General features: G+C 77.6%; 1 protein-coding gene. It reads left to right on the forward strand.

Going from position 1 to position 19,142, the window contains the following annotated elements:
- Positions 1 to 170 precede the first annotated feature (170 nt).
- Positions 171 to 19,133, forward strand: coding sequence for a non-ribosomal peptide synthetase (locus ACZ58X_RS17475; RefSeq protein WP_470334506.1), 18,963 nt, complete (start codon positions 171 to 173; stop codon positions 19,131 to 19,133).
- Positions 19,134 to 19,142: the final 9 nt, after the last annotated feature.

Here is a 19,142-nt window from a genome sequence, read left to right on the forward strand (position 1 = left end):
CGTCCTGCCGCTGCTCCCGTCCTGCCGTTGCTCCCGTCTCACCGCGCGCCCCCGCGCTCCGCGTACCCCCACGCTCCGTGCACCGCCGCCGCACCGTTCCCGCCGCACCGAGGGCCGGTCCCCGCCCGGGTGCCCGCGTCGACTCCTCCCCGTCCGGAAGGACCCCCGCCATGGCCGAGTGGCCCGCCCAGCCCGTGCGTCCGTCCGCCCCGCCGCCGGCCCGCGACACCGCCGGGGCGCCGGACGGCGCCGCCGACCCCTGCCCGGCGGTCCGCACCCTGGACGGGCTGTTCGCCGCCCGGGTGGCCGAGGCGCCGCACGCGCCGGCGCTGACCGACGGCTCCCGCACCTGGAGCTACCGGGAGCTGGCCGACCGGGTCGACCGGCTGGCCGGTGCGCTGAGACGGCGCGGCGCGGGCACGGACCGCACGGTGGCGCTGGTCCTGCCGCGCTCGATGGAACTGGTCGCCGCCGAGCTGGCCGTGGCCCGGTCCGGCGCCGCCTTCCTGCCGGTGGACCCGGACTACCCGGCCGAGCGGCGGGCGCTGATGCTCGCCGACGCCGCGCCCGCAGTGGTGCTGGCCGACCCGGACTGGGTCGCCGCGGCGCTGGAAGCGGAAGCGGAAGCGGAAGCGGAAGCGGAAGCGGAAGCCGGAGCGGAAGGCGGAGCGGAAGCCGAATCCGAAGCTGGAGCGGACGCAGAAGCCGAGGCGGGCGTGGCGCCGGAAGCCGCCGGGTCCGGCACCGACCACGCGGCGTACGTCATCTACACCTCGGGCTCCACCGGGACCCCCAAGGGCGTGGTGGTCACCCACCGGGGCATCGCCGGGTTCACCGCCGCGGCCGTCGAGCGCTACGCCGTGCGCCCCGGCGACCGGGTGCTGCAGTTCTCCTCGCCCAGCTTCGACGCCTCCGTGCTGGAGCTGTTCATCTCCGTCCTGGCCGGTGCCACCCTGGTCGTCCCGCCGGACGGCCCCTGGCTGGGCGCGGAGCTCGCCGCGGTGCTGGACGGGCACCGGATCACCCACGCGCTCATCCCGCCCGCCGCGCTGGCCACCGTGCCCGCCGGGGCCGGCCGCCACCTGCGCACCCTGATCGTCGGCGCCGAGGCCTGCCCCGCCGAGCTGGTCGACCGCTGGGCGCCCGGCCGCCGCATGATCAACTCCTACGGCCCGACCGAGGCCACCATCGTCGCCACCTGGACCGGCCCGCTCGCCGCCGGCAGCGGCACCCCGACCATCGGCGCGGCCCTGCCGCACACCCGGGCGTACGTGCTCGACGAGCGGATGCGCCCCCGGCCGGCCGGCACCGACGGGGAACTGTACGTCGGTGGCGAGGGCGTGGCCCGCGGCTACCTGGGCCGCCCCGGCCTGACCGCCGCCCGCTTTCTGCCCGACCCCTTCGGGCCGCCCGGCGCCCGGCTCTACCGCACCGGCGACCGCGCCCGGTGGACCGCCGACGGCCGGCTGGAGTTCCTCGGCAGGCTCGACCGGCAGGTGAAGATCCGCGGCTTCCGGATCGAACCGGGCGAGATCGAGGCCGCGCTGCGCGCCCACCCGGCCGTCGACCAGGCCGTCGTGGTGGTCCGGGAGGACGAACCGGGCCGCGCCCGGCTGGTCGGCTACGCCACCCCCGCCGACCCGCGGCACGCCCCCGACCCGGCCGGCCTGCGGGCCGCCCTGGCCGCCGCCCTGCCGGCCCACCTGGTGCCCTCCGCCGTCGTCGTCCTGCCCGCCCTGCCGCTCACCCCGCAGCTCAAGGTCGACCAGCGCGCCCTGCCCGCCCCCGCCCGCCCCGACTCCGCCGAACCGCTCGCCCCGCGCACCGGCCGGGAACGCGCCCTCGCCGCCATCTGGGCCGACGCCCTCGGCCTCGACACGGTCGGCGTCGGCGACGACTTCTTCGAGCTGGGCGGCGACTCGATCCTCGCCGCCCGCACCCTGGCCCGGATCGCCGAGCGGCTCGGCGCCCGGCTCACCCTCCGGGACGTCTTCACCGCCCGCACCGTCGCCGCCCTGGCGCCCCTGCTGGACGACCGGCCGGGGGACGCTGCGCCGGAGCCGATCCCGCCCGCCCCGCGCGGCGGTCCGCTGCCCGCCTCCAGCGCCCAGCGCCGGCTCTGGTTCCTGAACGACCTCGACGCCGGCGGCACCGAGTACAACACCGGCGCGGCCCTGCGGCTGCGCGGGGCCCCCGACGTCCAGGCGCTGCGCCGCGCCCTGCACCGGCTGGCCGGGCGCCACGACGCGCTGCGCACCACCTTCGCCACCCTCGACGGCCGGCTCGTCCAGCACATCGCCGGGGACGCCGAACTGCCGCTGCGCACCGCCGACCTGGCCGCGCTGCCCGCCGAGGAGCGCACGGCGGCCGCCGAGCGGCTGCTGACCGAGGAGCTCGGCCGCCCGTACGACCTGGCGCAGGGCCCGCTCACCCGGGCGCTGCTGGTCCGGCTCGCCGCCGAGGACCACCTGCTGCTGCTCGGCCAGCACCACATCGTCACCGACGGCCGGTCGGTCGGCGTGCTCACCCGCGACCTCGCCGCGCTCTACCGGGCCGAGACCACCGGTGAGCCGGACGGGCTGCCCGAACCCGCCCTCCAGTACCCCGACTTCGCGCACTGGGAGCAGCACGGCCGGGGCGCGGACCCGGCCGCCGACCTCGCCCACTGGAAGCGCTGCCTGGCGGACCTCCAGCCGCTCCAACTGCCCACCGACCGGCCCCGGCCCGCGCTGCGCGGCACCGCCGGGGCGGCGCACCGCCACCACCTCCCGGCCGACCTGGTGGCCCGGCTGCGGAACCTCGCGACCGGCCGCGGCACCACCGTGTTCACCCTGTTCGCCGGGGCGTCCGCGCTGCTGTTCTCGCGCTACTCCGGCCAGCGGGACGTCGCCTTCGGCACCGTCACCACCGGGCGCGACCGGCGGGAGCTGGAGGAGGTCACCGGTTTCTTCGTCAACACCGTGGTGCTGCGCGCCGACGTGGACGGCAAGGCCACCGTCGACCGGTACGTGGAGCACCTGCGCGCCGTGCTGCTGGACGCCTTCGCGCACGCCGCCGCGCCGTTCGACCGGGTGGTCGAGGAACTCGCCCCGCCCCGGGACCCGAGCCGGACCCCGCTGGTGCAGGTGCTGGTCGTCCAGCAGAGCCCCACCGCCCCGACCACCGCCGCCGGCCTGCGCTTCGCCGACCACCCGCTGCCCCGCCCGGCCGCCCGGTTCGACCTGGTGCTGGAGTTCACCCCCGACGGGGCCGGCGGCTGCACGCTGACCGTCGAGTACAGCACCGACCTGTACGACGGGCGCACGGTGGCCCGGATGAGCCGGCACCTGCACCGCCTGCTGGCCGGCATGGCGGACGGCCCGCAGCGCGCCCTCGACGAACTGCCCATGCTCTCCGAGGAGGAGCAGCGCACCCTGCTCGACTCCTGGAACCCGCCGGCCACCGACCGGGCCGGGTCGCCGGGCACCGTGCTGCCCGCCCTGTTCGAGGCGCGGGCCGCCGAGGCCCCCGGGCGGACCGCCGTGGTGCACGGACCGGTCCGGCTGGACTACGCGGCGGTGAACCGGCGCGCCAACCGGCTCGCCCGGCTGCTGGTCTCCCGGGGCGCGGGCCCGGAACGGCTGGTCGCGCTCTGCCTGCCGCGCTCGGCCGACCTGCCGGTGGCGGTGTGGGCGGTGCTGAAATCCGGTGCGGCGTACCTGCCGGTGGACCCGGCGTACCCGGCCGAGCGGATCCGGCTGCTGCTGGCGGACGCCGGGCCCGCGCTGGTCCTCGCCACCCGGGAGACGGCGGCCGCGCTGCCCGCGGGGTGCCCGGTCCTGCTGCTGGAGGACGGCACCGCCGCGTTCGGGGCCGAGGCCCCCGGGGCCGACAGCTCCGACGGCGGCGTCTCCGGCGCCTCCGGGGCGGACAGCGACCTGACGGACGCCGACCGGCTCGGCCCGCTGCTGCCGGACCACCCCGCGTACGTCATCCACACCTCCGGGTCGACCGGCCGCCCCAAGGGCGTCGTGGTCACCCACCGCAGCGTCGCCGCCCTCGCGGACTGGGCGGCGGAGCGGTTCGGGGCCGACGGGCTGGCGCACGTCCTCGCCGCCACCTCGCTCAACTTCGACGTCTCGGTCTTCGAACTGCTCTGCCCGCTGTTGGTGGGCGGATCCGTCGAGGTGGTCGCCGACCTCACGGTCCTCGCGGAGGCCCGAGCCGGAGCCGGAGCCGGAGCCGGGGCCGGAAGTGCCGGCCCGCGGCCGGTCGGCCTGCTCAGCGGCGTGCCCTCGGCGGTCGCCCGGCTGATCGCCGGAGGCGCCGCCCCGGTCACCCCGGACACCGTGGTGCTCGCCGGTGAGGCGCTCTCCGCCCGGGCGGTGCGCGACCTGCGGCGGGCCCTGCCCGGCAGCGCCGTCGCCAACCTCTACGGCCCCACCGAGGCCACCGTCTACGCCACCGCCTGGTTCGCCGGGGACCGGCTGCCGGACCGGGCCCCGCCGATCGGCCGCCCGCTGGGACTGACCAGGGCGTACGTCCTGGACGCCGGTCTGCGCCCGCAACCCCCGGGGGTGGTCGGCGAGTTGTACCTCGGCGGGGGCGGCCTGGCCCGTGGCTACCTGGGGCGCAGCGGGCTGACCGCGGCCCGCTTCGTGGCCGACCCGTACGGCGCGCCCGGGGCGCGGATGTACCGCACCGGCGACCTGGTGCGCTGGAACGCCGACGGGGCCCTCGAGTACCTCGGCCGGATCGACCAGCAGGTCAAGGTCCGCGGCTTCCGGATCGAACTGGGCGAGGTGGAGGAGGCGCTGCGGCGCTGCCCCGGCGTGGTCGAGGCGGCCGCCGCGGTCGCCGAGAGCGGCGGCCACCGGCGGCTGGTCGGCTATGTGGTGCCGGGCCCGGCAGGCGGGGTGGAGCCCGAGGCGGTGCGGCGCGCGCTCGCCCTGACGCTGCCGGACCACCTGGTGCCCGCGACCGTCGTCCTGCTGCCCGCGCTGCCGCTCAACCCGAACGGGAAGCTCGACCGCGGCCGGCTGCCCGACCCGGGCCCGCTCGCCCGGACCGTCCGCCACGTCGCCCCCCGCACCCCCTCCGAGCAGGCGCTCGCCGCCATCTGGACGGACGTGCTGCGGCTGGAGCGGGTCGGCGCGGACGACAACTTCTTCGACCTCGGCGGCGACTCCATCCTCGGCATCCAGGTGGTGGCCCGGGCCCGGCAGGAGGGTCTGCCGCTGACCTCCCGGGACCTCTACCGGCACCAGACCGTCGCCGCGCTGGCCCGCTGCGCGGACGCGGCCGAACGGCCCGCCGCCGTCGCCGCGGTGGCCGTCACCGGGGCGGCGGTGCCGACCCCGATCCAGCGCTGGTGGCTGGAACGGTCCGCCGGACGGGCCGGGCACTTCAACCAGGCGCTGTCCCTGCTGCTGCCCGCGCAGGTGGATCCGGCGGCGCTGGAGGAGGCGCTGAACGACCTGGTCGCGCACCACGACGCCCTGCGCTCCACGTTCGTGACGACCGGTGGGGCGGCAGCCCCGTACTGGCGGGTCGAGGAGCACACGCCCCGGCTCCGGCTCGGCCGGCACACCGGGCCGGACGGCGACACCCCCCACTTCGGCCCCTTCGCGCTGCACCGTGCCCAGCACGGCCCGCTGCTGCGCGCCGTGCTGCACGACCGGGGTGCCGGGCGGCCGCCCGTGCTGCACCTCGCCGTCCACCACCTGGTGGTCGACGGGGTGTCCTGGCGGGTGCTGCTGGAGGACCTCGACACCGCCTACCGGGCCCGCCGTACGGGCCGGGACGGCGCGGCCGCGCTGCCGCCGAAGTCCACCCCGCTGCGGCAGTGGGCCGAGCGGCTGGCCGGGTTCGCGGCCGCCGGCGGCTTCGAGGACGAGGCGGAGTACTGGGCGGGCGCCCTCCCCTCGCCGTCCGCGCCCGGCCAGGTCCCCGAGCCGTTCCCGGCCGAGGACCGGACGGCCCCCGACGACTACGCCTCGGCCCGCTCGGTGACCGTACGGCTCGACCCCGCCGCCACGGCCGCCCTGCTGCGCACCCTGCCCGAGACCTACCGCACCCAGGCCAACGACGTGCTGCTGGCCGCCCTCGGGCGGGCGCTGTGCGGGGCGGGCGGGCCGGCGCAGGTGCTGGTGGACGTGGAGGGGCACGGGCGCGAGGAGCTCTTCGAGGAGCTCGAACTCGGCCGTACCGTCGGCTGGTTCACCACCCGGCACCCGGTCGCGCTGGCCGTGCCGGCCGGTGCCGACTGGGACGCCGTGCTCAAGCGGGTCAAGGAGCAGCTGCGGGCCGTCCCCCGGCGCGGGCTCGGCTTCGACGCCCTGCGCCACCTGGGCCGCCCCGGCACGGCGCCGACCGCACCCGCCGCCCGGATCAGCTTCAACTACCTGGGCCGGATGGACGTTTCGGGTGGCGACGGGCGTGCGGGCGACCCGGCCGGGCTGCTGCGCGGCACCTTCCGCCCGCTGGAGCTGGACGCCGACCCGGGGGTCGAACGCCCGCACCCCCTGGAGGTCGTCGGCCAACTCATCGACGAAGCGCTGGAGTTCACCTTCCACTACGCCGAGCCCCGGCACCGCCGGGCCACCGTCGAGGCGCTCGCCCGGCGCTACGCCGAGGAACTCGCCGACCTCGCCCGCTTCGCGGCCCGCCCCGGCACCGCCGGGCGGACCCCGTCCGACTTCCCGCTGGCCCGGCTCGACCAGACGGCCGTGGACCGGATCACCGGCGACGACCCGGGCGCGGTCGCGGACGTCCTCCCGCTGACGCCCACCCAGGCCGGCATGCTCTTCCACGACCTCGCGGACGACGGCGGCGGCGCCTACTTCCAGCAGCTGGACTTCGTCCTGGAGGGCGTGCCCGACCCCGGCCGGCTGGCCGCGGCCTGGCAGTGGGTCTCGGACCGCACCGAGGTGCTGCGCGCCGGGGTCCGCTGGCAGGACGTCCCCGAGCCGCTGCTGGTGGTGCACCGCCGGGCGGAGCTGCCGGTCACCGAGCTGGACTGGCGGGAGGTCCCCGAGCCGGAGCGCGCCGCCCGGCTGGCCGAACTGCTGGACCGCGACCGGGCCCGCGGCCTCGACCTCGACCGGGCCCCGCTCCAACGGCTGGCGCTGATCCGGCTCGGTGAGGACCGGGTGCGGGTGCTGTGGACCTTCCACCACCTGGTGCTGGACGGCTGGAGCCTGTTCCAGGTGCTCACGGACGTCTTCGCCGCCCACGCCGCCCTGGCCCACGCCGCGCTGGCCCATGTCGCCCCGGCCCGGACCGGCCCGGAGGGGGACGTCCCGCCCGGCACCGTACCCCCCGGCACCGTCCCGGCCGGCACCGTCCCCGACCGCCGCCCCTACCGCGACTACCTCGCCTGGCTGGCCGGGCGCGACACCGCCGAGGCGGAGCGGCACTGGCGCACCCGACTGGCCGGGGTCGGCGAGCCGACCCCGCTGCCCTACGACCGCGAGCCGCGCGGCAGCCACCGCGCCGAGTCCAGCCGGGCCCTGCCGTTCGCCCTGTCCGCCGCCGCGACCCGGGGCCTGGAGGAGCTGGCCCGGGGCGCCGGCCTGACCCTGAACACCCTGGTCCAGGGCGCCTGGGCGATCCTGCTCGACCGCGGCGCGAACCGTGGCGCGAACCGCGGCGAGGTGCTGTTCGGCACCACCTCCTCCGGCCGCCCGCCCGAGCTGCCCGGGGTGGAGTCGATGACCGGGCTGTTCATCACCACCCTGCCCACCCGCACCGCGGTGCCCGCCGACGGCACCCTGCTGGACTGGCTGCGCGAGCTCCAGCGCGACCAGAGCGAGGACCGCCGACACGGCTTCCTGCCGCTCACCCGGCTCCGGGCGGCCACCGAACTCCCCGAGCAGGCCGCCCTGTTCGACAGCATCGTGGTCTTCGAGAACTACCCGGTCGACGACGGCGCGGCGGCCGCCCACGGCCTGCGGCTGCGCGAGCTGGACGGGATCGAGACCACCAACTACCCGCTCGCCCTGCTGGCCCACCCGGGGCCGGAGCTGTCCCTGCGGCTGTGCTACGACCCGCGATTGTTCGACGCCGGGACGATCCGGCGCACCGCCCGGCAGCTCACCGCCCTGCTGACCGCGCTGCCCGAGGGCGCCGACCGCCCCCCGGCGCGGATCCCGCTGCTGTCCGCCGGGGAGCGCCGGAAGGTCCTGGTCGACTGGAACGACACCGCGGTCGAACGGCCGGAGCGGGACGTCGCCGAGCTGTTCGCCGAGCAGGTGCGGCGGGTGCCTGGGGCGGTCGCCCTGGAGGCGGGCGAGGAACGCCTGAGCTACCGCGAACTCGACTCCCGCGCGGCCGCGTTGGCCGCCCGGCTGACGGCGCTCGGGGTCGGCCCGGAGCGCCCGGTCGGGGTCCTGATGAATCGTTCCGTCGCCCTGGTCGTCGCCCAGCTGGCCCTGGTCCGCACCGGTGGGGTGTACGTCCCGCTGGACGGCCGGGCCCCGCGCGAGCGGCTGCACGGGATGCTCACCGCGGCCGGTGCCGACCTGCTGCTCACCGACGCCGACTGGGCCGGCCCGGCCGCCGAACTGCGCCCGGCAGAACGGGTGCTGCTGGTCGACGGCGGCCCCGCCGGTCCGGAGCCGGAGCGCGTCGAGCCGGCGCCCGTCCACCCCGACCACCTCCAGTACCTGATGTTCACCTCCGGCTCCACCGGCACCCCCAAGGGCGTCGCGGTGCGCCGCCGGGACGTCGCCGCGCTCGCCCTGGACGGCGCCTTCGCCGGGCACGACCGGGTGCTGGTGCACTCCCCGCACGCCTTCGACGCCGCCACCTACGAGCTCTGGGTGCCGCTGCTGCGCGGCGGCACCGCCGTACTGGCCCCGCCCGGGGACGTGGACGCCGCCGTGGTCCGGCGCGCCGTCACCGAGCAGGGCGTGCGCTGCCTGTTCCTGACCATCGGGCTGTTCCGGGTGCTCGCCCAGGAGGACCCGGGCTGCCTGCGCGGCGCCCGCGAGGTGTGGACCGGCGGCGAGGCGGTGCCGGGCGCGGTGGTGCGCCGGGTGCTGGAGGCCTGCCCCGGGCTCACCGTGGTCGACGTCTACGGCCCGACCGAGACCACCACCTTCGCCACCCGCCGGGCCTTCCGCGCCGGGGACCCGCTGCCCGCCGTACTGCCGATCGGCCGCCCGCTGGACAACACCCGGGCGTACGTCCTGGACGGCGCCCTCCAGCCGCAACCCCCGGGCACCACGGGTGAGTTGTACCTGGCCGGGGCGGGCCTCGCCCGGGGCTACCCCGGGCGGCCGGGGGAGACCGCCGCCCGCTACCTCGCCGACCCGTACGGGCCGCCCGGCGGCCGGATGTACCGCACCGGGGACACCGTCCGCTGGAGCGAGGACGGCGACCTGGAGTTCGTCGGCCGCGCCGACGACCAGATCAAGATCCGCGGGTTCCGGATCGAACCCGCCGAGATCGAGGCCCGGCTGACCGCCCACCCGGCCGTCGCCGAGGCCGTGGTCGGCCTGCACCAGGACGGCGGGCGCAAGCGGCTGGTCGCCCACCTGGTGCTCGCCGACGACGCGGAGCACGCCGAAGGAGGCGGAGCCGCCGAACCCCCCGCCGCCGCCGCCCTGCGCGCCCACCTGGCCGCCGAGCTGCCCGACTACATGCTGCCCACCGCCTTCGTCACGGTGCCCGCACTCCCGCTGACCGCCAACGGCAAGGTCGACCGCCGCCGGCTGCCCGCCCCCGACCGCGCCACCGCCGACGGCCCCGCCCACCGCGCCCCGCGCACCGACGCCGAACGCGCCCTGGCCGGGATCTGGGCGGAACTGCTCGGGGTCGAGCGGGTCGGCCTCGACGACGACTTCTTCCTGCTCGGCGGCGACTCCATCCTCAGCATCCAGGTGGTCTCCCGCGCCCGCACCGCCGGTCTCGCGCTCTCCCCGCGCGACCTCTTCCGGCACCCCACCGTCGCCGCCCTGGCCGCGGCCGCCGGCACCGCCGTGACCGTGGTCGGCACCGAACCGGTCAGCGGCGAGGTCGGCCTGACCCCCATCCAGCACTGGTTCCTCGACGCCGCCCCGGCCGAGGCCCACCACTTCAACCAGTCCGTGGTGGTGGAGACGCCCGGCGCGGTCGACCAGGACGCCCTGCGCCGCGCCCTGGCCGCCCTCCGGGCGCACCACGACGCCCTGCGCTGCCGCTTCACCCCCGGCCCGGACGGCAGCTGGCAGCAGCACTGCGAACCCGTCGACGCCACCGCCCCCGAGCTGCTGACGGTCCACCACCAGGACGACGAGGCGGCCGTGACCGCGTCCGCCCACACCGGCTTCCGGCTGGACACCGGCCCGCTGCTCACCGCCCGGCTGTTCCTGCCCGGCACCACCGGCCCGGCCCGGCTGCTGCTGGCCGTCCACCACCTGGTGGTCGACGGCGTCTCCTGGCGGCTGCTGCTGGAGGACCTGGAGACCGCCTACCGGCAGGCCGTCGAGGGCCGCCCGCTGCGGCTGCCCGCCCGCACCACCTCCGTCCGGGAGTGGACCCGCCTGCTGCGCGCCCGTACCGAGGCCGGCGGCTTCGCCGGGCAGCGCGCCCACTGGGCCGAGGCCGCCCGGGCCTGCGCCGCCCCGCTGCCGGTGGACGGCGACGGCCCCGACACCGCCGCCGAGCTGCGCTCGGTGACCGTCCGGCTGGACCGCGCACGCACCGACCGACTGCTGCGCCAGGTGCCCGCCGTCTACCGCACCCGGATCGACGACGTGCTGCTCACCGCGCTCGGCCGGGTGCTCGCCGACTGGACCGGGCGGCGCACCGTGGCGATCGGCCTGGAGGGCCACGGCCGGGAGGACGGCCTGTTCGAGGGCGTCGACCTGTCCCGTACGGTCGGCTGGTTCACCTCGCTCCACCCCGTCGCCCTGGACGTCCCCGACGCCCCGGGCGGGGACTGGGGCGGCGCGCTCAAGTCCGTCAAGGAGCAGCTGCGCGCGGTGCCGGACCACGGCCTCGGCTACGGCGCGCTGCGCCACCTCGCGCCCGACGGCGGACTCGCCGACGCCCCGGCGCCCGGCATCAGCTTCAACTACCTGGGCCGCTTCGACTGGTCCGCCGAGGGCGCCGCCCTGGTGCGCGCCGTCCCCGGCGGCCTGGGCGGTTCGGAAGCGGCCGGCACCGAGCGGCCCCACCTGCTGGACGTGGTCGCCCGGGTCGAGGGCGAGGAGCTGGAGATCGGCTGGTACTACGGCGCCGGCCGGTACCGCGCGGACACCGTCACCGCCCTCGCCGAGGCGATGCTGCGCGCGCTGGAGGGGATCCTCGCGCACTGCGCCGACCCGGGCGCCGGCGGGCGCACCCCCGCCGACTTCCCGCTGGCCCGGCTGGACCAGGCGGCGGTGGACCGGATCGTCGGGGACGGGCGCGAGGTCGCCGACGTCCTCCCGCTGACGCCGATGCAGGCGGGCATGCTGTTCCACAGCCTGCTGGAGCCGGCCGGGCGCACCTACGTCAACCAGGTGCAGCTGGTGCTCACCGGGGTCACCGACCCGGGGGCGCTCGCCGAGGCCTGGCAGCGGACCGCGGACGCCAACCCGGTGCTGCGCACCCGGCTCCACTGGCAGGACACCGCCGAGCCGGTCCAGGTGGTGCGGCGGCGGGCGGTCCTGCCGATCGCCCACCACGACTGGTCGGACCGGCCCGCCGAGCAGGTCTCCCGGGACACCGCCCAGCTGCTCGCCGCCGACCGGGAGGCCGGGATCGACCTGGCCGCCGGGCCGCTGCTGCGGCTCTCCCTGGTCCGGCTGGCCGCCGACCGGGTGCGGCTGGTGTGGACCTTCCACCACGTGCTGCTCGACGGCTGGAGCGCGGCCCAGGTCTTCGACGAGGTCTGCGAGCGCTACGCCGCGCTCACCGCCGGCCGTCCGCCGCAGCTCGTGGAGCGCGCCCCCTTCGCTGACCACCTCCGCTGGCTCGCCGCCCAGGACGGGGCCCGGGCCGAACGGTACTGGCGCGACACCCTGGCCGGCTTCCCCGCGCCCACCGAACTGCCCCGGGACCGGCGCCCCGCCGAGGCGCACCGGGCCAGCTCCTCCGCCAAGGTGCGGATCGGCCTCGGCGCCGAACTCTCCGACCGGCTGCGCGACACCGCCCGGCAGGCGGGGCTGACCGTCAACACCGTGCTCCAGGGCGCCTGGGCGCTGCTGCTCTCCCGCTACGGCGGCGGGGAGGACGTGGTGTTCGGCACCATCGTCTCCGGGCGGCCGGCCGAACTGCCCGGCGTCACCACGATGGTGGGGCTGTTCATCAACGCGCTGCCGACCCGGGCGCGGATCGACGAGCGGCGCCCGCTGCGGGAGTGGCTGCACGAGCTGCAGGGCGCCCAGTCGGAGGCCCGCCGGTACGACTCCGTGTCGCTGGCGCAGCTCCAGAACTGGAGCGAACTGCCCGGCGGGACGGCCCTGTTCGAGAGCATCGTGGTCTTCGAGAACTACCCCTTCGACGCCGGTGCGCTGAGCAGGCACGGCCTGGCGGTGGAGACCGAGAGCGTCCAGGAGCCGACCAGCTACCCGCTCAGCGTGGTGGTCGCCCCCGGCGAGTCCGTCGTGATCGACCTCGACCACGACCCGGCCGCCTTCGACACCGCGACCGTCGAGGGCCTGGGGGAGAGCCTGCGCACGCTGCTGGCCGGGCTGGCGGACGGCCTCGACCGGACCGCCGCCAAACTCCCGTTGCTGGCACCGGATTCGGCCCGCGAGCTGGTCCGACGCCTCGGCGGCGCGGCGCCCGAGCACGCCGAGCCCGAGCACGCCGAGCCCGAGCACGCCGAGCCCGAGCACGCCGAGCCCGAGCACGCCGAGCCCGAGCGCACCGACGCCGTCCGTACCCTGCCCGAGGCCTTCGCCCGGCAGGCCGCCCGCACCCCCGAGGCCCCGGCCGTCCGCTCCGGTGGCACCGTGCTGAGCTACCGGGAGCTGGACGAGCGCTCCAACCGGCTGGCCCGGCTGCTGATCGCGGCCGGGGCCGGGCCCGAGCGCTTCGTCGCGCTCGCGCTGCCCCGCACCACCGAGCTGGTGGTGGCCCTGCTGGCGGTGCTCAAGAGCGGCGCCGGCTACCTCCCGGTCGACCCCGGGTACCCGGCGGAGCGGATCGCCTATCTGTTCGAGGACGTCCGGCCCGAGGCCGTGATCACCGACTTCGGAGCCGGGCGGCGCCTGCCCGACGGCGGGTTCGCCCGGATCGAGCTCGACGACCCGGACTGCGCGGCCCGGCTCGCCGCCGCGCCCGCCGAGGCGCTGGACGCGCAGGAACGATCCGCCCCGCTGCTGCCCGGGCACCCGGCCTACGTCATCCACACCTCCGGCTCCACCGGCCGCCCCAAGGGCGTGGTGGTCGCCCAGGCCTCCGTGCTGGCCCTGACCGACTGGGCGGCCAGGGAGTTCACCGGCCGCGGCCTGGCCCACGTGCTGGCCGCCACCTCGCTCAACTTCGACGTCTCGGTGTTCGAGATCTTCTCGCCGCTGCTCGCCGGCGGCTGCGTCGAGCTGGTCCGGGACCTGCTCGCCCTCGCCGAGGGCCCCGGGCCCCGGCGGGCCGGACTGGTCAGCGCGGTGCCCTCCGCCCTCGGCGGACTGCTGGCCGGGAACGCCGTCGAACTCACCGCCGACACCGTGGTGCTGGCCGGCGAGGCACTGCCCGCCCGCACCGTGCGCCTGGTCCGGGAGGCCGTCCCCGGCTGCCGGATCCTCAACGTCTACGGCCCCACCGAGGCCACCGTCTACGCCACCGCCGCCGTCTGCGACCCCGCCGACCCCGACCGCGACCCGCCGATCGGCCGCCCCGCCGGCGGCGCCCGGGCCTACGTCCTGGACGGGCGGCTGCGCCCGGTGCCGGTCGGCGCCCCCGGGGAGCTGTACCTGGCCGGCACCGGCGTGGCGCGCGGCTACCTGCGCCGCCCCGGCCTCACCGCCGCCCGCTTCCTGCCCGACCCCTTCGGCCCGGCCGGAGCCCGGATGTACCGCACCGGCGACCTGGTGCGCTGGAGCGCCGACGGCCGACTGCGCTACCTCGGCCGCGCCGACGACCAGGTCAAGGTGCGCGGCTTCCGGATCGAACTCGGCGAGCTGGAAGCAGCGTTGGCCCGCCACCCGGAGGTGGCGGCCGCCGCCGCCCGGGTGGTCGAACAGGACGGCCACCGGCGGCTGGTCGGCTACGCCGTCGCCCGCGACGGCCGGCTGCCCGACCCCGCCGAGTGGCGGGACTTCCTCGGGCGGAGCCTGCCCGACCACCTGGTGCCCGCCCTGGTGGTGCCGCTGGAGCGGCTGCCGCTCGGCGCCACCGGCAAGCTGGACCGGCGCGCCCTGCCCGTACCGCGGTGGCACGCCCCGGCCGACGCCGCCGCACGGACGCCCCGCACCGCCACCGAGCGCACCCTCGCCGCGATCTGGTCCGAGGTCCTCGGCGTGCCCGAAGTCGGCGCCGACGACAACTACTTCGCCCTCGGCGGCGACTCCATCCTCGGCATCCGGATCGTCTCGGCCGCCCGCCGGGCCGGCCTCGCGCTGACCCCCCGCCACCTGTTCGCCCACCAGACCCTGGCCGAACTCGCCCGCGCCGCCGAGGAGTCACCGAGCCCGGCCGGCACCGCCGAACAGGGCCCGGTCAGCGGCGACGCCCCGCTCACCCCCGTCCAGCACTGGCTGTTCGACACCCTCGACGGGGACCCGGCCCGGCTCACCCAGTCGCTCGCCTTCCGGCTCGCCCCCGACACCGACGAACAGCTGCTCCGGGCGGCGCTGGCCGCCGTCCTGGCGCAGCACGACGCGCTCCGGCTGCGCTACCGGCGGCAGCCGGACGGTGGGTGGCGGCAGTACGGCAGCGCGCCCGGGCCCGGCCCGGAGCTGCGCACCCACCACCTGCCGGGCGCCGCGGAGTTCGCGGTGCTGCGCCACGAGCTGGCCGAGGGCTTCGACCTGGCCGCCGGACCGCTGCTGCGGGCCGCCCTCTGCCACCTCGCCGACGAGCCGCACCCCGTGCTGCTGCTGGCCGCGCACCACCTGGTGGTGGACGCGGTGTCCTGGCGGCTGATCCTGGAGGACCTGGACACCGCCCACCGCGCCCTGCGGGCCGGGCGGCGGCCCGACCTCGGCCCCAAGACCACCTCCTTCCGCGCCTGGGCCGAACGGCTCGCCGCACACACCGCCGCCGGCGGCTTCGACGGCGAACTCGCCCACTGGCAGCGCCCGGAGGGCGACGCGGAGGACTGCCTGCCGACCGACCTGGACGGCGCCGACACCGCCGCCGTCGAGGAGTCGCTGACCGTCGCCCTGGACGCCGAACGGACCGGGCGGCTGCTCCAGGACGTCCCCGGGGCCTACCGCACCCGGATCGACGACGTACTGCTCTGCGCCCTCGGCCGGGTGCTGGCCCGCTGGACCGGACGCGATCGGGTGAGCGTCGCCCTGGAGGGCCACGGCCGGGCGGAACTCCTCAACGGCGTCGACCTCTCCCGCACCGTCGGCTGGTTCACCACGATGTACCCCGTCACCCTGGACGTCCCCCGCGCCGCCGACACCGGCACCGCGCTCAAGGCCGTCAAGGAGAACCTGCGCGCCGTCCCGCACGGCGGCCTCGGCCACGGCGCCCTGCGCCACCTGCGCCGGGCCCCCGGCCTGGCCGGGCTGCCGCAGCTCGGCTTCAACTACCTGGGCCGACAGGACTGGACGCCCGCCCCCGGCGGCCTGCTGCACGCCCCGTACGGCGCGCTCACCGGCGGGCTCGACCGCACCGCCCGGCGCCCCCACCTGCTCGACGTGCTCGGCCGGGTGGTGGACGGGCGGCTGGAGTTCACCTGGTCCTACTCCCGCGAACGGCACCACCGGGCCACCGTCGACCGGCTCGCCGCCGAACTGCTCGACGAACTGCGGGAGATCGTCCGCCACTGCGCCGAACCCGGCGCCGGCGGCCGCACCCCGTCCGACTTCCCGCTCGCCCCGCTGGACCAGGCCGCCGTCGACCGGCTGGTCGGCACCGGGCGGGAGGTGACCGGGATCCAGCCGCTCACCCCCACCCAGACCGGCATGGTGCTGCACGGCCTGGACGAGGCCGAGCACGGCCTCTACGTCGAGCAGCTCACCTTCGTGCTGGACGGCGCCCGCGACCCGGAACCGCTGGCCGCCGCCTGGCAGCAGGTGGTCGACCGCACGCCCGTGCTGCGCACCGCCGTCGCCCTCCACGACGTCCCCGTCCCGCTGCAACTGGTGCACCGGCACGCCACCCTCCCGGTCGCCCACCACGACTGGAGCGGGCACCCCGGGGCGGAGCGCGCGCAGCGGCTGGAGGCGCTGCTCGCCGACCGGCGCTCCCGCCCGATGGCGCTGGACCGCGCCCCGCTGCTGCGGCTCGACCTGGTCCGGCTCGGGCCGGACAGCATCCGGGTGGTGTGGACCTTCCACCACGTGCTGCTGGACGGCTGGAGCGTCTTCCACGTGCTCGCCGACGTCCTGGCCGCGCACGCCGCACTCCTCGCCGGGCGGGCGCCGGAACTGCCCGAACGCCGCCCCTTCGCCGACTACGTGAGCTGGCTCGCGGCCCGGGACACCAGCGCCGCCGCCGCGCACTGGCGCGCCGCCCTGGCGGGCCTCACCGCCCCCACCGCCCTGCCCTACCACCACAGGCCCGGCCCCGGCGCCACCGCCCGCTCCGGGCAGTGGCTCCGGCACCGGCTGACCGAGGCCGACACGGCGCGGCTCCAGGCCTTCGCCCGCCGCCACCGGCTCACCCTCAACACCCTGGTGCAGGGCGCCTGGGCGCTGCTGCTCGCCCACCGCAGCGGCGACGCCCGGGTGTGCTTCGGCACCACCGTCTCCGGGCGCCCCGCCGAGCTGGCCGGCGCGGACGACATCGTCGGCCTGTTCATCACCACCCTGCCCGCCCTGGTCACCGTGGACGGCACCCGGCCGTGCGCCGACTGGCTGCGCGGCCTCCAGGAGGAGCGGGCCGAGGACCGCCGGTTCGAGCACCTGCCACTCGCCGAGATCCGGGCGCTGAGCGAACTCCCGCCCGGCACCCCGCTGTTCGACAGCCTGGTGGTACTGGAGAACTACCCCGTCAGCGCGGCCTCGGCCGGCGCCCACGGGCTGCGGATCCGCGACCTGGACGCCCGGGAGGCCACCAACTACCCGCTCACCGTGGTCGTCTCGCCGGGCGAGCGGCTCACCGTGGAACTCGGCCACGACCCCCGCCACCTCGACCGCGCGACCGCCGAGAGCCTGGCCGACCAACTGCTGCACATCCTCACCGCGCTGGCCGGCGGCGACGGCACCGTCCGACTGGACGAGCTCGACCTGCTGCCGCCCCGCGAACGGCGGCGACTGCTGCGGGGACCGGCCCGCCCGGCCCTCGACCCGGTCGCCCCGGCCACCCTGCCCGCCCTGGTCGAGGCCGCCGTCGACCGGTGGCCGGACGCGGTGGCCCTGAGCGCCGACGGCACCGAGCTGACCTACGCCGAACTGGAGACCCACACCAACCGGCTGGCCCACCGGCTGATCGCCCGCGGCGCCGGCCCCGGCACCCTGGTCGCCCTGCTGCTGCCGCGCTCGGCGGACATGCTGCTCGCCGAACTCGCCGTCGCCAAGACCGGCGCCGCCTTCCTCCCCGTCGACCCCGCCTACCCGGACGAGCGGGTGGAGTCGATGCTGCGCGACGCGGCCCCCGCGCTCACCCTGGACGCCAAGGAGACCGCCGCGCTGCTCGCCGCCGGACCGGACGGCGCCCCCGACCACCGCCCCACCGACCCCGACCGGACCCGCCCGCTCGACCTGGACGACCCCGCCTACGTCATCTACACCTCCGGCTCCACCGGCACCCCCAAGGGCGTCGTGCTCACTCACCGCGGCCTCGCCGCCTTCGCCGCCGCCGAGGCCGCCCACTACCGGGTCGCCCCCGGCGACCGGGTGCTGGCCTTCGCCACCCCCAGCTTCGACGCCTCCGTGCTGGAACTCTGTCTGGCCCTGCCGCACGGCGCCCGCCTGGTGGTGCCCGCCCCCGGACCGCTGCTCGGCGACCGGCTCGCCGAACTGCTGCGCGCCGAGCGGATCACCCACACCCTGCTGCCGCCCGCCGCCCTGGCCACCCTGCCCGCCGACACCCCCGGGACGCTGCCGGCGCTCAGGACCCTGATCGTCGGTGCCGAGGCCTGCGGCCCCGACCTGGTCGCCCGCTGGGCCCCGCACCACCGGATGGTCAACTCCTACGGGCCCACCGAGGCCACCGTGGTCGCCACCTGGTCCGCGCCGCTGACGGCGGACGGCGCCGCACCGCCGATCGGCCGCCCGCTGCCCGGCACCGGCGCCCGCGTCCTGGACGCCCGGCGGCGGCCGGTGCCCGACGGTACGCCGGGCGAACTGTGGCTGAGCGGGCCCGGGTTGGCCCGCGGCTACCTCGGCCGCCCCGGCCTGACCGCCGCCCGGTTCACCGCCGACCCGTACGGGCCGCCCGGCAGCCGGATGTACCGCACCGGCGACCTGGTGCGCCGCGACCACCGGGGCGAACTGCACTACCTGGGCCGCACCGACCACCAGCTCAAGCTGCGCGGCCACCGGATCGAGGCGGGCGAGGTCGAGGCCGTCCTGGCGCGCCACCCCGCCGTGCTGGACGCGGTGGTGAGCGTCCGCGAGGACGAGCCCGGACTGCCCCGACTGGTCGCCCACCTGCTCGCTCCACCCGGCGCCGAGCCGCCGACCGGCGCCGAACTGCGGGCGCTGGCCGCCCGCTCACTGCCCGGCCACATGGTCCCCACCGCCTTCGCCGTCCTCGACCGCTTCCCGCTCACCCCCGGCGGCAAGACCGACCGGGCCGCACTGCCCGCCCCCCGGCCGGTCGACCCCGGCCCTGCCGAGCGGGTGGCCCCCCGCACGCCCACCGAGGAGGCGCTCGCCGGGATCTGGGCCGAGACCCTGGGCACCGCCCTCGGCGTCACCGACGACTTCTTCCTGCTCGGCGGCGACTCCATGCGGGCCCTGCTGATCGCCTCCCGCGCCAACGATGCCTTCGGCGTCACGCTCACCCCCCGCGACGTGCTGGTGTCCCGCACCGTGGCCGACCTGGCCGACCTGGTGGAGGACCAGGTGCTGAGCGAACTCGAAGCCGCCGCCTCCGGCGCCCCCGACGATGACGAACGGTGAGGACCCGAC

This window comes from Kitasatospora sp. NPDC040550 (genome assembly GCF_055594965.1).